Below are 15,636 nucleotides of genomic sequence, written 5' to 3'. Positions count from 1 at the left end.
AATAGGCCTACATAAATGTCACTGTAGACCGAGAGGAACTTTTTGAGCTAACGATATTAAATTTATTTAGATTATAAATAGTAATGTTCATTAGAAATCCTCCCCTTCTTTATAACCTAAATTTAACACACCTCTTTTTAAAATGCAATATAAAATTAAAAATGCTTTTGTTTTGAGATATTAGATATGAGATAATTATAGAAAATTAACCTTGGAGGGACCAACATGACTGATTTTTATTTTGTACGCCACGGCCAGACCGCTGCTAATGCGGCGGGCTTAAAGCAGGGATGTATTAACACCCCGATTACCTACCTTTCTGAGAAGGGTAAGCAACAAGCCCAAAATTTATACGAAAACTTTGATATTTCCTTTGCGGATCGGATTATTGCTAGTCCTTTGAAGCGGACTCAAGATACGGCTGCTTATTTGAACCAGACTGCGAAACTCCCGATTACTTTGGATAAACGGGTGCTAGAAATTTCATATGGTAAGTGGGATGGTAAGAAGAATGCTGACTTACAAAGAGACCATCCTGAAGTGTTCGATCCTGTCTTAAACGATGTATTACCATCATATTCATTGTTAGCAGATGGTGAAACTTTTGATTCTGTGATTCAACGGGTTGATGACTTTATGCTTGACGTTAATAAGCAAGGTGTTGACCAAAAAATCATTGTAGTAACGCATGGCTTTACGATCAAAGCCGCTGTTTTAGCTGCACTAGGCAACCCGACAGACGTAATGGTGATTCAAGAACCAGATAATACGACGGTGACAAAAATTACCCTACAAAATGATAACTACTATGTAAAGTACTTTAATCGAAGTGCTGACGCAGACTTTTAAGGAGCAAACCATGCAAAGTTTACCCAACCGTGTTAAGTTAGTATGGCTATTTAGCGCCTTGATCGAGGCCTGTTTTTGGGTGCTCGGCAGCGCTGCTTACGCCTTTATTATTAATATATGGTCGTGGTTACCGCATTTCGGGACATTCATTATCATTGGTCTAGGAATCCTGTCCGTTGTTACGCAATTATTGTTGATTCCATACCGTTATCGTTTCTATCACTTTCGGGTCAACGAGACCGACGTTGAGATCGAAAAGGGCTTCTTTTTTAGACACCACATTGCAATTCCGATCGCGCGGGTGCAAAACGTTGATTTGAATCAGGGACCATTGTTGATCAGCCAGAAGTTATACCAGATCGACATTGATACTGGGGGTTCGAGCCATTCAATCGATGCCCTCACCAAGCAGCATGCCGAAGAGTTAAAGAATCGGGTCATGCAACTAGCATTGGAGGCCAAGAATGCACAATAAACACTTGCATCCGTTGGCGATATTAATGTTTATCGGTGAAGCGGTTAAAAATGGGTGGGTTACCCTGGTCGTTTTTTTCTTAGCGAACCGAAATCCATTTTTAAGCGTAGCCATCTTTCTGGTTTTAATAGCGATTTTAGCCGTTATTAAATACGCTACCTTTCGCTACTCGATTTTGCCGAACGAGCTATTTATTCGTCACGGAATTATTTTCAAGAAACAACGCCACGTTCCATATGATCGAATTCAAACGATTCAAAATCGGCAGTGGTTCTTCTTGCGACCGTTCGGAGTCGAAGAGGTGGTAGTCAACACCGCTGGATCAGACGACCGTAAGAGTCAGGTTAAGCTCCCCGCAGTTAATACTTCGATCGCACCGTTGATCGAAAAGTATCATCGCAATGCAACTGGAAGTGAAGTTTCAGAAGAGCAAACCACTGAACAAGAATTACATTCAACTCAAGCTAAATCGGGCGATCAATACCGCATTAACGGTACAGACATGTTCACGTTTGGACTGACCGATATCCACTTTTTCGGTGAAATTTTTGCCCTTGTGGCGATCTTGAACGAATTACACTTGAACGTAGGAAGCGCGATCAATGTTTACAATAACTTTGCGACTAGTATTTACCGTATCGTGGAGTCAATCATCTTTTTGGTGCTACTGTTGATGCTAGTTGGGTTAGTCAAAACATTCATCAAGTTTTATAAGTTCACCTTAACGAAGCAGGGTGATCATCTGGTGATTGAAAAGGGCTTTTTCCAACGTAAGACGATTAATCTGCCGATCAATAAGATTCAAGCGGTGATTTTTAAGCAAAACGCAGTTCGGCAACTATTTCACTTAACGACCGTTCAAATGGACTTGGTCACAAACTCTGGTCGTGATGATGAAAAAAGTGTCGTAACCGTAATGCCCGTGGTCAAGGATCAAAAGGCGTTTCAAGTCGTGAATCATTTTATTGACTTAATTCCCAATCGGCAAATTAATTTTAAGGCTGGTGATCGCTATAGTCAGTGGCTCTTTGCTAGAAACGGTGTGTTTTGGGTCCTGGTCTTTTTAGGTTCGTTAACTGGGGTTGCCTTTTTTACCCATTTCGGGAGTACCTGGATGGTAGTCCTCACGGTGATTATCGTTGTCCTAGCGATTTTAAATGGAATCTATAAGGGGCGGGTGACTGCCGTAACGCAGATTAGTGCGGACCAAATTGCGGTTCAGACTGCCAGTTTATTAACCCGTGAGACCCAGATAATCAATTGGCACCAAATTCAAAGCATCAACCTCCGTCAGTCGATTTGGATGGTACGTTCCAAACGCGCCCACCTATCAATTGATATTCGCCGCGGGTTTAAAGCTGAAGCAAATGATTATCGTTACCTGCCAGAGCAACAGGCACGGGCGATTTTTGATTGGTACCGTAATTTTGTTAAATAGTATTGATTGGAATCAAGTTAAAATATTTCAAAAAGCCATTATTAAGTAATCATTAAAGCAATTAAGTAGTGATTAAATCAATTAACATCAATTAAAGATGCCATCGGATCGGTTTCCGGTGGCATTTTTTAGCCCTATAATGATTAAAAATATTGAGGGGGCATTAATATGATAACTACTAAGATTGAACAATACTGGGAACAATTTATAAATACTACTGCATTGTCCAACGTGAATTACTTTGATGTTTATTCTGATGGAAATGGGAAAAGGCAGGCTGACAAACTAGCTAAGTTAATCGCTAATGGGGTAAAAACTACCACTTCATCGGCAATCGGATTATATGCTCCTAATAACGAAGATGTCCCCAAAGTGGGGGACTACAATGTCATTTTAGATGGATCTGAATCGCCGATTTGTATTACACGAACTGAATCAATTGAGACAATAGCATTTGATCAAGTGTCAGCTGAAAATGCTCATCAAGATGGTGATCGTTCTTTAAGGCATTGGAAAAGGACTCATTTGAATTTATTTAAACGTGAATATGCAAAAATTGGCCAGCGTTTTAATCCTCAAATGCCATGTCTGTTTGAAAGATTTAAAGTCGTTTACAAATAAATTGAAAAACTAATGTTAATCGATGACTAAATAAAAAAATTGCGCTGCGATTGCAGCGCAATTTTTTATTTACGTTAATCTAGTTGACTAATCATGAAGGCACTTCCGATTACCAGAATTAATCCAATAATGGTAAATGTAAGTTCCTTTTTATTTTTGTGTTCGTGGAGAATAACAATTCCACCTAATGTAGAAATGATAACGTTTAATTGGGTTAGTGGAAAGGCTGTTGCAACCCCATTTAGCTTTAAAGAAGTTAAATATGCAAGCACCCCGAAACCACCAGCGATCCCAATTGAAGTACTCTTTAATGTCGGCTTAGTAAAGAATAGTGGTTTATGATCCTTACTTTGCATGAACAACCCAAGTACTAATGCACCAAAGAACATCCCAAGGGTTTGTGGGAATAAACTAGATAAACCGGCTGCATTTGGGACCCGTGGAAACACGGAACATGCAGTGTAACCTAATGAACCAACAATTAAGAGGGTTAACCCAGATTTGTAATCCATTTTAGGTCTTTCAACACTACCATCTTGAATACTGGTTAATGTGATTCCAACAATTAGAACTAAGATGCTGATAAAACCAATCATTTTAGAAGTTGCTGAACCCCATTCACCCCAGACGATAACCCCAATTAATGGAATTTCCACTAATTGCAATCCAGTTGAAATTGGCATTGCGGTTGAGACATTCATCTTTGTAAATGCAGCGAACTGCATTAATTGTGCAATTGCCCAAAGTGCTCCTCCAGCAAAACACCAAATGAAACCACTTAGCGTTAACTCTGGCCTAAAGATAAGATAAAGCACTAAACCAACGGCTACTTGACCATAAACGGTCCCCATTAGTTGGTCAATTGGACGTCCTCCAGCGATGGTGGCGATTAGCGGACCAATCCCCCATAAAAGTGCTGGTAAAATTCCAATTAAAATTGGCATATAAAACCTTCCTTAATAATAAATTTTAAAAAATACTAACAATCTAATTATATATTATTTTAAAGTGATTAGTAAATTAATTCCAATCTTTCTTAATTATTGAACAATCGAATGTAAGCATCGGCATCGTGATATTGACCATTTGAGAAAATATGATCTTTTAAGACGGCTTCGTGAACAAACCCTAATCTTTGGGGAATTGATCGACTTGCGATATTTTCAACATCGGCAATTACGGTGATTTTATGCAACTGTAACTCTGGCTGGACGTTAATGATCATTTGTTTTAATGCATTCGTCATAATTCCGCGCCCCTGCACAGGACTTGATAGCCAATAACCAACTTCAGCTGAATGATTATCATTATTAATGTTATGTAAATCAATCATGCCAACAGGTTGATCGTTATAAAGAATTACGAATAGGAATAATTTAGAATCAACGAATTGTTCCCGTGCAAATTCTAAGAAGTTAGCCTCATCATCAGGCCCCTCCATTTCAGCAGCCCATGGTAAATATCGGGCAAGTGATTCACGATCTTGGTCAATTAATGCATAGAGTGGTTTTGCAAATCGAATTTCTGGCATTGCTAACTTAATTTCTGCATTATCTAAATTAAAAGTACATAGATTCATCATCATTAATCACTCCGCATCCAAATATTGTTTCATTGATTTTACTACGTCTTTTGCTACAGTGTTACGATAATCTGCGTTACGAATGTATTGGAGATCCTTTGAATTATCCATGAAGCCCATTTCAATCAGTACGGCGGGCTGCTTATTGTTACGGAGAACGAGGTAGTTACCAAAATCAATGCCACGATTGACCAATGGTAGGCCTGAAAAATTATTATTTAAAATTTCGGCAAAAATATCGGCATTATTGTGATATTTAAAAATTTGAAAGCCAGTTGCGTCATTAGCAACGTTGGAGGAGTTATAGTGAAAACTCATGAATAAATTAGCTTTCGAATTATTAGATAAATCAGCCCTTTCTTGAAGACCAACTGTTTTATCAGTGGTCCGACTCATAATTACCCGTGCATAAGTCGGTTTGAGTAAATCACGAACCCGAAGTGCAAGTGGTAAGGTGTAGGTCTTTTCCTCATTATCAGCACCACTACCAAAGTGTGATAGGGTCCCAGTATCCTCTCCACCATGGCCTGGATCCAACACAATTGTTGATTCAGCAATTTTATTTGCTGTTTTAGCATTGTATTTAGTTTGATTGATCAACCACGAGGCAACCCAACCGGTGTGGCCATTAGCTTTTACATACCACCAGTCTGTCTCTGCGTTCTTTTTAATTACTTTTAAGCGCGTTCCATTCTCAATCCGACTAACTAACTTAGATGATATCTTAGGGTTCGATCTTAAGTTGATTGAATGAGCGGTAACTAGTGGACGTGCAAGGTAAATTCCAGCTTCAATAACGATGATTCCGACAATACAAGCAGTAATAATTAATCGAATCATCCAAACACCTGGGGAAGCTGATAAGAAAGAACGGATTTTTTTATTCATAATCTTTGCCACCCTTGTAATTTTCAAGTAAAATGTTAATGATTGGTTAAGTAGAATAATTTTAACCTTATTTAAGATTATCTAGCAAATACGATATTAAATCAATTTTTATTGCTTTTGGGGGCAGTATAAATTGAAGGAGTGAACATTTTATAATGTTTAAATTTGTTAAGAGATCATTGATGGGCTTAGTTGTTGTACTAAGCATGGTGTTTGTTTTAGTAGGGTGTAGTAGCTCTAAGAGTGAAAGTAGTAAGGGAATTCACGTTGTGTCTTCCGTTGATTTTTATGGTGATGCTGCCCGTGCTGTTTTGGGTAACCACGGGACTGTTAAGTCGATCATCACCAAATCAACGATCGATCCACATGATTTCCAACCAACTGCACAGACCGCAAAACAAGTTGCTGGAGCTGATTTCGTTATTTACAATGGATTGGGATACGATTCATGGATGAAGAAGTTAACTAGCAACGGACCAGATGATTTAACATCTGTTAATGTCGGTAGTTTGATGGGCAAACAAACTGGTGACAATCCACACATCTGGTATAACAGCAAGACGATGCCTACGTTAGCTAATAAGTTAGCAGCTGAATTCGGTAAGAAAGAACCTAAGTACAAGGATGAATTCAAGAAGAATGCTGCTAAGTACATTAAGTCACTTGACTCAAATATGAAGTTGATTGATGAGCTTAAGGATAATGCTAATAAGGCTAACAATAAGCTAGTTGGGGTTAGTGAACCAGTTTTCGATTACTCATTACAAGAAATTGGTTACAAGGTTGCTGATAACGGCTACGCTAAGTCAGTTGAAAAGGGGACTGATCCATCACCATCCGATATCAAGGAAATTCAAAATGATATCAAGTCCAAGAAGATTGCATTCTTTGTTGATAATAGCCAAGCCAGCGACAAGGTTGTTCAAAACCTCGTTAAGATGGCTAACCAATACAAAGTACCCGTTCTTAAGGTTACAGAAACAATGCCTGATGGAATGGATTACAAGGATTGGATGGCTTCTCAATACAAGAATCTATTAGCAATTCAAAAGGAGAAATAGTATTGAAATCAAAAGTGTTAACTGTTCAACATCTTGATGTTGCTGTTGATGACCAAACTTTGATTAATGACCTTTCATTTTCTATTTATGGTGGCGCACTTACTTGCGTGACTGGTGAAAATGGAGTTGGGAAAACAACCTTGGTAAAGGCATTATTAAAGTGTAAACGGCATCAGACAAAACAGGTTCACTTTTTGGTTCGGCCGGATCAAGTCCAATATGTTCCACAATTTCGGAACATTGACGATGATTATCCGATTAAAATAAAGGATTTTGTGAGCCTTAGCTTGCAAAATTCTTTTTTGCCATGGTTGACTAAATCAGAAAAAAGCCGAATTCAAAAAGTGCTTGATATGACTAAACTAACTGAAATTGAAAACGAACCTTTGGGACGGTCTTCGGGTGGACAGAAGCAACGGGCCTATTTAGCACAGGCGTTAGTTACTAATCCAAAACTATTAATTTTAGACGAAACTACTGCTAGTTTGGATAAGGATTCTAGAATCTATCTTCTTCAAGTGGTGGTAGATATTATTAAACGAACTGGAGCTGCTGTAATGTTTATTACCCACGATCCTGAATTGATTAAACGGTTTGGTGACTATAATTTAGAAATTGCAAATAAGCATGGTGTGATGCATGAAGTAAAGGGGGGCCAAGCATAATGTTAGCTTACGCATTTATGAGGTATGGCTTCATTGCTAGCTTCTTTATATCGATTTTATGTGGGTTCATGGGGGTTTTTGTTGTCTCCAGAAAAACTTCCTTTTTTACCCATACTTTGTCAGAAATTGGATTTGCTGGAGCAGCATTTGGATTATTTCTGGGTACTTCACCTGTAATTGGAATGCTGATCTTCACAATTTTAAGTTCCTTAATGATTGGGACTGTCGGTAATCGAGTTAGTCGACGTGAATCTTCAATCAGTGTGTTTTCTGGATTATTCATTGGATTAGGGATTTTATTTCTTTCATTAGCCAATACCCAATCTAGTTATGCAACGAATATCTTATTTGGTAGCATCGTTGGGATTGGGGTTAATGATTTAAAAACGTTAATTATTTTAAGCGTGATTATTATTATTGCGATTTTACTAATCTATCGAAGACTAAAATACAATTCTTTTGATGGGACGGGTTCTCATTTTAATGCAGGGTATGACACCTTGATTTCAATTATCTTTTTGATCCTATTAGCTTCAACGGTTAGTGTAACTGCTCAAATCGTTGGATCATTATTAATTTTTGCGTTATTGACGATTCCAGCATCTGCTGCAAAGTTTTTTGTGCATAATGTTTGGGGAATGATTTTACTAACTTTTATCTTTTCATTGGTTGGAACCTGGGCTGGATTATATTTCAGTTATATTACAGATTGGCCAGTCAGTTTCTTTATAGCGGCGATAGAAAGCGCTTTTTACCTAATTGCAATTGGTTACGATAAATTAAAAAATCGTGACTAAGGTTTATTTTATAACACAATTTGGTATACTAATTACAAAGTTCTTTTACCGTTCAGGAGGTAACATTTAAAGATGAAAACATACCAAAAATTAATTCCAGTAGCGATTCTAGGTTTACTATTAGCTGGCTGTGGAAGTAAGAATAGTGATAATCAAAATGCTTCAATGAAAAATAGCAGTAGCAAGACACATGTGGTTAAGAAGAGTGCAGAGAATTCATCAAAAGTATCATCTAGTTCTTCTAGCTCAGAAAGCACAAGTGACAGCATGAGCAACAGTTCATCAGAAAATGCAGGTAGTGATAGCCAGGTTTCTTCAAAGACTTACGCAAGCGAAGAGGCTGCTAAGAACAAGGTCGGTTATCAATCAAAGGCCTCAACTTCTGGATTACCAACTGTTGATTTAGGCAGTGGAATTACTGGTGTTAAGGATGCTGGTGCCGGACAAGTGTTCGTTAGTTTTAACATGGGACGGTGGTCATTAACAGTACGTGGGACTGAAGTGAACACCAGCGATACCGCTACTCCTGCAGCTAAGCAGATGGTGGCTTACTTACAAAGCCATACATTACCAATTCCAAGCGGTTACGGGCATGTAAGTGCGGATATTGACTCTAATGAAACAACAGTTAAATGGCAAGAAGGCAAGACTGTTCACACCGCGACTGGAAGTACTCCAGAAACAGCAATGCAATCGGCAATTGACGCTAAATAATTAATAAAAAGGGATCCTAGATATGAAGAAGATAAGACATGTACTAACGAAAGCGGGACTAGTATTATCAACTGGAATCGTAACCTTAGGGCTGGTTAACGTTGCGAAATTAGGAAAACCCAGCTTTACAGCACACGCTTCTGTTCAAATGAATCCAGCGTATGATTTGTCCGAATGGCAAAATGCGCTAACCGATTCACAAGTTCAAAAGTTAAAAAATGAAGCTAGTTTTGTGATTATTCGAGTTCAATATGGCAGTAATTATGCTGATCGCGTCTATCAAAATAACCTTAAATTGTTAGATAAATACGATGTGCCATATGGTGTGTATAGCTATAGCCTGTATAATTCTGTGGCTCAAGCACAGGGTGAGGCCCAGACACTTTATAATCGGGTGCCGAATGCACGATTCTACGTTAATGATTTGGAACAAACGAACGGAATGAATAGTGCCACACTGGATGCTGCGACATCATCTTGGGCAGCAGAAATGCGGACGTTGACGACTAGACCAATCGTTTTATACAGTGGGCTTTACTTTATGAGTAATACCATTGGTAATTCTAAAAATGACTATGATACTTTATGGGTAGCATCTTATGGGGCTGGTGAACCTGATCCTTCATATACCTATGGATTATGGCAATTCACTGATAGTGAATATAGTACCGCTTTGAATCAAAAGGTCGATGCCTCTGTGATTCCAGATGGTGGGAAGCCAATGTCATTTTGGGTTGGTAGTGGCGCAACTACATCCACAGCAAGTAGCTCTGCAACTGTTACCAGTAGTGCGGCTTCATCCGCTAACTCTGCTGGTTCATCTGCAGCTTCTTCCGTTAGTTCTGCAGTTGCTTCTTCAAGTGCTAGTTCAACTTCTAAATCTAGTTCTGGGACCACTTCATACAGTAATAACACAACTACCGATGGTTCTAGTGTAAGTAAACATTCGATCAGTACCAAGAAGAAAGTTACGATTAACGTCATGAAACCAAAAGTTAATAGTAAGGTTTATTACTCTTCGAAGAAGGTTAAAAAAGTTAAGGTAATTGCTAAAAATGGAATTTATATCTACAATAGCTCAAATCACCGTGTAAAACACGTTAAGAGCGGCACGATTCTAGACGTTAGTTCCTTTAAGCAACAGGGAACTAAGACGATTACAATTGGCTTAGATGGAACTCACTTTACATCGAATAAGAGTTTTATTAAAGCAGTTAAGTAACATCAATACATTTAGTTATGATTAAATAACTAAATGTATTTTTTTTATCATTTTTAACGTTGATTTAGCAATGGTTATGAATAATTGATTGCATTCAGGTTAGAAAAGATTAAAAATAGATGTTGACAAGATTATATTATGTGTGTTTAAATGTACTCATCAAATAAAAGAGAGGAATTTTCTTATGACTAAAATAACTAATCACTTCGAATTTAGTTGCTGTTGCTTTGCTTGCTGCATGATTTAGCAACGTTTGTATTCTTGGATACAGGCGTTGCGTCGTCTGTATCTAAGTGAAGTTATTTTAGTGAACTCAGTTAGATGCAATAAGTTAAGTCTAACTGGGGTTTTGATTAGTTTACGGGCTAGTTGAAATTAATTTTAAGAAAATTCGCTTCTTTTTGTGGCCGAATTGAAACTTTAAAATATTCACCATCTTAAAAAAGACCAGTTAGACGATTTATCAGTCTAATTGGTCTTTTTTTTGAAATTTTTTGGAGGAAGGTTGATGTTTTATTTCTACTAGTGATTTAGATCAGCGATTAGTTGACATTCGTCATTACCTACATGCGCATCCAGAGGTATCTGATCATGAATTCAAAACAACTGATTATATTAAAAATATTTTAGAGCAACTTGATTATCGGATTGTTACTCCAAAAGGTTTAAATACTGGGGTGATTGCGGAAATCGGCCCACGTGATTCTAAAATTATCATTGGACTTAGGGCTGATATTGATGCCCTACCAATTCAAGAAACAACTGGATTATCATTTGCCTCTACTAATCAAGGCGTCATGCATGCCTGTGGCCATGACCTACACATGACTGGTTTACTAGGGGCTGCTTATTTATTCGCAGAACACCGCAATGCCTTAAAGGTCAAACTAAGGTTAATCTTTCAACCCAGTGAAGAAATTCATACAGGGTCAAAGCAGGTAATTGATGCTGGTGGGATTGACGGGCTTTCAGCGATCATTGGTTTTCACAACAAACCCGACTTAAAAGCTGGTGAAGTTAGTATTTTAAAGGGTGGTCAAATGGCTGCCGTTGATCAGTTTAAAGTGACCTTCAAGGGAAAGGGAACCCACGCTGCGATGCCGCACTTAGGAAATGACCCAATCGTTGGCTTAGCAAGTACGATTACCGCCCTCCAGACGATTGTTAGCAGAAATGAAGATCCTAAAAACACATCCGTTTTATCAGTTACCCACGTTGCAGCTGGTAATACTTGGAACGTCTTACCAGAACAAGCTAGCTTTGAGGGGACTAATCGTAATTTTAATTTAGATGCTCAAAAATTAGCGAAGCAACGTTTCTATCAAGTCGTAAATGGTCAGGCAGCATCGTTTAACTTGGCTGTTGATATTCAATGGATCAACGGCCCCAAGGTGGTTTTGAACGATCCGAAACTGACCGATGTCATCATTGATGAAACGAAGCGCCATGCTAATTTCGTTGAAGGGGATCCATCAAATGCTGGTGAAGATTTTTCTGATTATACCGATAAAGTGCCGAGTGTTTTCGCCTTTATCGGCAGTGAGGGGAATTCAGACTGGCACCATTCAGACTTAGTGATTAGTGACAAGGCGATTCAAACGGCCTATGAATGGTATTACTACGGCGCACTTAGATTACAGGATGAATTTATTAATCAATAGATTGGAGATTTAAACATGAGTGATAACAAACTAAAAGCAGAAGCAGCCAAAATTGAAGTATCTCAAGATTTACAAGCATGTCCAATTGATTTTTCGAAGTCGAAGGTAGCTAACCCGAGGGCCAACGAAAAACAAAAGGACTATGCGAATGCAGGTGATAAGTCGAACTTTAATGAACGGGCTAAGTTTGCGGCATATCAAGGTCCAGCATTTCAAAATAAATTTACAGACGGGACCCTACCAGTTGAACCAGGGCGCTATCGATTAATCTGGTCTCGCCACTGTCCATGGGCAAATCGGATTGCGATCGCCATTGATTATCTCGGCTTAGACCAGGTCATCTCAAAGGGCGTTGTTGATCCATTGAGACCAGCCGGGGTTGTCGGAGATTGGTTCTTTGATCTAGATGAGAACCACCAAGATCCAGTCCTTAAGATTCACTCATTAGGCGAAGCATACAAGAAAGCTGACCCCGATTATCAAAAACGCAATACCGTTCCAGCACTTGTTGATATTCAAACGGGCAAGGTCGTTAATAACGACTACAACAATCTAATCAAGGAATTGAGCGATGCCTGGAAGGATTACCAAACTAATCAAGACGTTGATTTATATCCTGATGATTTAAAAGAGGATATTGATAATTTGAGCGATATTATTTTGATGGACGTGAACTACGCTGTCAATGAAGCGGGCCATGGGCGCTCACAAGCTGATTATAAGAAGTGGTACGACCGCATTTTCAATCGATTAGATTGGTTAGAAGACCGCTTATCCAAGCAACGCTACTTACTCGGTGACAAGGTAACCCTAGTTGATATTAACCTGTTCGTAACGCTATCCAGATTCGACCTGGTGTTCTACCAAAAATACTACGTGAACAAGAAGCGGCTAGTTGATTATCCAAACCTCTGGAACTATGCCAAGGATCTCTATTCAATCCCCGCATTTGGGAACAACACCGATTTTGATTCAATGAGAAAACGGTTCTATGAAGTTGACCATACTCCACAAAGTGACCTGCCAAGAATTATTCCACTCGGCCCCGATGATAGCATTTGGGAAGAAGCAAACGATCGAGCTGAGAAATTTGGCAACTAATAATACGAAACGGCTGGCAGAGTTAATCTTTAATACCCACCAGGAGGATTATTTACAGACGCTGCCGATTGCTCGGGAGTGTTTGATCGACTACATTAGCTGCTTGGTGAGTGCCAGTCAGCAACCAACGGTGACTCGGTTTGCGAAACGGTTAGCGTTGAAGGATGGGCAGGCACAACTAATTGGTCAATCCCTAACTACAACGCCTGAACGGGCCGCCTTGTTCAACGGCTTTGCCGCCCATTATCTTGATTTTGACGATGTCCAATCAAATTTAAGGGGCCATTCCAGCGTGGTCATCTTTTCAGCCTTGTTGAGTTTGAACGATGCAACGGTTACCATGAATGATTTTTTATTCGCATCCGTGGTCGGGGTCGAATTTGCCGCGCAACTAGGCGCGCAATTAAACCCAGCCTATAAGTTAATGGGCTACCACACTACTGCAACGCTCGGGGTGTTTGGGGCGGTTGTTGCGATTGCAAAGTTGCAAAAATTATCAGTGGCAGAGATCGTGAGCTTACTGTCATTTGCGGCGACCCAATCTGCAGGCCTAGGAATCGAAGCGGGGAGTGATACCAAACCACTACATGCTGGGTTAGCAGCCAGTGATGCCGTGCAAGCCGCTTTATTTTTAAAGGGTGGCTTAACCACGAACCAGGATGTTTTTAACAATGAAAACGGCTGGAACATCGTGGTTGCAAACCAACCACTCGATGTCGAGCGCATTACTGCTCAATGGTTCAACCCTCCGCAAATAATTGATCCTGGAATCTGGTTCAAGCTCCACCAATTTTGTTCAGCAGCGATGTCTGGTTATGATGCTGCAAAGTTGCTTTATCAACAGGGGACGCGGCTTGCTGACATTCAAAAAGTCATCTTTCATTTCGTAGCGGGGGGCGATAAGGTGTTACGTTACACCACGCCCGCTACTGGCCAAGCGGGGAAGTTTTCGATCGAATATATCTTTTGGCAAATTTTGAAAAATGGTGATGTTGATGATCAATTGTTCGATGATCAGGTGTCAACCAACTTATTTAAAACTGAAACGAAATCCCTGTTCGCAAGGCAAAACGACCTAGTTGCTCAATCCCCTGATGACCGGCCAATTGAATTGGAAGTCCATTTAAAAAATGGGCCCGTTAAAAGAATTGCGGTTAATACGCCTAAGGGGTCTCCCAAAAATCGCCTTTCAAATGATCAAATCTTAGCCAAATTACAAAACGCAATTGCTAATAACGGGGTCGATTTAGATGTGCAACAACTACTCACGATTTTAAAAACTGGTAGCGTCAAGGACTTGAATCACGTTTTAAGGGGGGTGTGAGTGATCACAACGATCAATCGGGAAATTAAAGCGACAGAGTTAGAACAACTGAATGATTTACTGCATTCTGCATATCAAGCTGATCAAGAATTAGGGATTCATTTTAAAGCAGCAACGATCACAATGGCAGAAATGAAAGAGCAAATGGCGACGATGAAAACGTTTGTGACGGTTGATGATGACAAGATTATTGCAACGGTTTCGGTTCGCTTGCCATGGTCATTGAATAAAAGCCCATATTTATTACCCCATCTAGGCTGGGTGGCCACTAATGGTGATTATTTACACCAGGGTTATTCGAAAAAGCTCATTCATTGGGTCGAAGAACACGTGATTAAATTACAGATGCATTCGCCCGCTGTTACATTAGGAACGGCAGTTGAACACCCATGGCTTGCTTCTTTTTATAACGGGATTGGCTATGAACCAATTGCTACACAACGTAAATACGCTGATCACTTAACGGTTTATATGGTGAAAATCCTAGATCAGACGATCCTTGAAAGAGCAGCCCAATTAAATAATTTGGGGTTAGCTACTCTGAACAAAGGAGAGTTGAAAGATGAATTTTGATTTTAAATATTTTATTGAAGTTTTTCCAACGTTAATTGAGTTTATTCCAATCACATTGCTGCTCGCATTGTTGTCGATGATTTTAGCAACGGTCTTAGGTGGAGTGATCATGTTATTGAAATATTCTAAAAACCATCCTTTGAATTATGTTGCGAACGTCTATATTTCATTTTTTCGGGGGATGCCTAGCTTAGTACAGTTATTTATCATCTACTATGGATTACCGCAGATATTTCCCTTCTTTAGAGGGTTGCCAGCATTCATTGCCGTGATTATTGGGCTGGGCTTCAAGCAATCGGCCTACCTGGCAGAAATTTTTCGGGCAGCAATAGATTCAGTTGATCGTGGTCAGATCGAAGCCGCAAAAACGCTGAACATCAAGCCTGCTAAGTTGTTTCGATACGTCGTCTTTCCCCAGGCATTCGTGAACGCATTGCCATCAACGGGGAACAGTTTTATCAGCTTGATAAAGGAAACGTCGTTAGCCTTTTCGCTAGGGATTACCGAAATGTTTTCCGAAGGGAAGCTATTAGCTGGAGCTTCATTTAAGTATTTTGAAACATACTTAGCGGTTGGGATTTTATATTGGATTTTAATTATTATCTATACATTTTTACAGAACATCATTGAAAAACACATTTCAATTCCATATCAGAGTTAATCTA

General features: G+C 39.4%; 17 protein-coding genes. 14 read left to right on the top strand and 3 right to left on the bottom strand.

All coding sequences use genetic code 11. From position 1 onward, the window contains the following. The first annotated feature begins 225 nt into the window (after nt 1–225). The 4 genes from ACSYTJ_RS00240 (at nt 226) to ACSYTJ_RS00225 (ending at nt 3,383) form a co-directional block, all read left to right on the top strand. Complete coding sequence (locus tag ACSYTJ_RS00240; protein ID WP_491716882.1) at nt 226–849, top strand: histidine phosphatase family protein; 624 nt, start codon at nt 226–228, stop codon at nt 847–849. A 10-nt stretch (nt 850–859) separates the two neighbouring features. Continuing rightward, nucleotides 860–1,324, top strand: a complete 465-nt coding sequence (locus ACSYTJ_RS00235) for a PH domain-containing protein (protein ID WP_491719853.1) — start codon at nt 860–862, stop codon at nt 1,322–1,324. Next, nucleotides 1,314–2,762 (top strand): PH domain-containing protein, encoded by a 1,449-nt coding sequence (locus ACSYTJ_RS00230; RefSeq protein WP_491719852.1) that lies wholly within the window; start codon nt 1,314–1,316, stop codon nt 2,760–2,762. The genes ACSYTJ_RS00235 and ACSYTJ_RS00230 overlap by 11 nt, the downstream gene beginning before the upstream one ends. 168 nt (nt 2,763–2,930) lie before the next feature. Further along, on the top strand, nt 2,931–3,383 hold the full coding sequence (locus tag ACSYTJ_RS00225; RefSeq protein ID WP_491719851.1) for an ASCH domain-containing protein: 453 nt from the start codon (nt 2,931–2,933) through the stop codon (nt 3,381–3,383). Nucleotides 3,384–3,457: 74 nt separating this feature from the next. Here the strand turns inward: ACSYTJ_RS00225 and ACSYTJ_RS00220 are convergent, their stop codons facing one another. The 3 genes from ACSYTJ_RS00220 to ACSYTJ_RS00210 form a co-directional block, all read right to left on the bottom strand. Further along, nucleotides 3,458–4,327, bottom strand: coding sequence for a GRP family sugar transporter (locus ACSYTJ_RS00220; protein ID WP_491716878.1), 870 nt, complete (start codon nt 4,325–4,327; stop codon nt 3,458–3,460). A 92-nt stretch (nt 4,328–4,419) separates the two neighbouring features. Beyond that, on the bottom strand, nt 4,420–4,968 hold the full coding sequence (locus tag ACSYTJ_RS00215; RefSeq protein WP_491719850.1) for a GNAT family N-acetyltransferase: 549 nt from the start codon (nt 4,966–4,968) through the stop codon (nt 4,420–4,422). Nucleotides 4,969–4,971: 3 nt separating this feature from the next. Then, nucleotides 4,972–5,853, bottom strand: coding sequence for an N-acetylmuramoyl-L-alanine amidase (locus ACSYTJ_RS00210; protein WP_491716876.1), 882 nt, complete (start codon nt 5,851–5,853; stop codon nt 4,972–4,974). Nucleotides 5,854–6,008: 155 nt separating this feature from the next. Here ACSYTJ_RS00210 and ACSYTJ_RS00205 point away from each other — a divergent pair, with 155 nt between their 5' ends. From ACSYTJ_RS00205 to ACSYTJ_RS00160, 10 genes are all read left to right on the top strand, one after another. Further along, nucleotides 6,009–6,914, top strand: a complete 906-nt coding sequence (locus tag ACSYTJ_RS00205) for a metal ABC transporter solute-binding protein, Zn/Mn family (protein WP_491716875.1) — start codon at nt 6,009–6,011, stop codon at nt 6,912–6,914. A gap of 2 nt (nt 6,915–6,916) precedes the next feature. Continuing rightward, the gene (locus ACSYTJ_RS00200; protein WP_491719849.1) at nt 6,917–7,579 is read left to right on the top strand and encodes an ATP-binding cassette domain-containing protein; all 663 of its coding nucleotides are present in this window, start codon (nt 6,917–6,919) and stop codon (nt 7,577–7,579) included. Continuing rightward, nucleotides 7,579–8,376 carry a metal ABC transporter permease gene (locus tag ACSYTJ_RS00195; protein WP_491719848.1) on the top strand — a complete coding sequence of 266 codons (798 nt, stop codon included), beginning with the start codon at nt 7,579–7,581 and terminating at the stop codon, nt 8,374–8,376. Before ACSYTJ_RS00200 ends, ACSYTJ_RS00195 begins: the two co-directional genes overlap by 1 nt. Before the next feature lie 72 nt (nt 8,377–8,448). Continuing rightward, a complete protein-coding gene (locus tag ACSYTJ_RS00190; protein WP_491719847.1) occupies nt 8,449–9,090 on the top strand; it encodes a hypothetical protein in 642 nt (213 codons plus the stop codon). A gap of 22 nt (nt 9,091–9,112) precedes the next feature. Beyond that, on the top strand, nt 9,113–10,312 hold the full coding sequence (locus tag ACSYTJ_RS00185) for a GH25 family lysozyme (RefSeq protein WP_491719846.1): 1,200 nt from the start codon (nt 9,113–9,115) through the stop codon (nt 10,310–10,312). 515 nt (nt 10,313–10,827) lie between these two features. Continuing rightward, entirely contained in the window at nt 10,828–11,973 is a 1,146-nt protein-coding gene (locus tag ACSYTJ_RS00180; protein ID WP_491720139.1) for an amidohydrolase, read from the top strand. A 15-nt stretch (nt 11,974–11,988) separates the two neighbouring features. After that, on the top strand, nt 11,989–13,074 hold the full coding sequence (locus ACSYTJ_RS00175; protein WP_491719845.1) for a glutathione S-transferase C-terminal domain-containing protein: 1,086 nt from the start codon (nt 11,989–11,991) through the stop codon (nt 13,072–13,074). After that, complete coding sequence (locus ACSYTJ_RS00170) at nt 13,064–14,398, top strand: MmgE/PrpD family protein (protein WP_491719844.1); 1,335 nt, start codon at nt 13,064–13,066, stop codon at nt 14,396–14,398. The genes ACSYTJ_RS00175 and ACSYTJ_RS00170 overlap by 11 nt, the downstream gene beginning before the upstream one ends. Beyond that, nucleotides 14,399–14,971, top strand: coding sequence for a GNAT family N-acetyltransferase (locus ACSYTJ_RS00165; RefSeq protein ID WP_491719843.1), 573 nt, complete (start codon nt 14,399–14,401; stop codon nt 14,969–14,971). It abuts the gene before it with no gap. After that, nucleotides 14,961–15,632 (top strand): amino acid ABC transporter permease, encoded by a 672-nt coding sequence (locus ACSYTJ_RS00160; RefSeq protein WP_491716867.1) that lies wholly within the window; start codon nt 14,961–14,963, stop codon nt 15,630–15,632. The genes ACSYTJ_RS00165 and ACSYTJ_RS00160 overlap by 11 nt, the downstream gene beginning before the upstream one ends. Nucleotides 15,633–15,636: the final 4 nt, after the last annotated feature.

It is taken from the genome of Nicoliella sp. ESL1113, assembly GCF_058509245.1.
The sequence above is the reverse complement of the archived record's forward strand: the minus strand, read 5'-3'. Positions and strand labels throughout refer to the sequence as shown.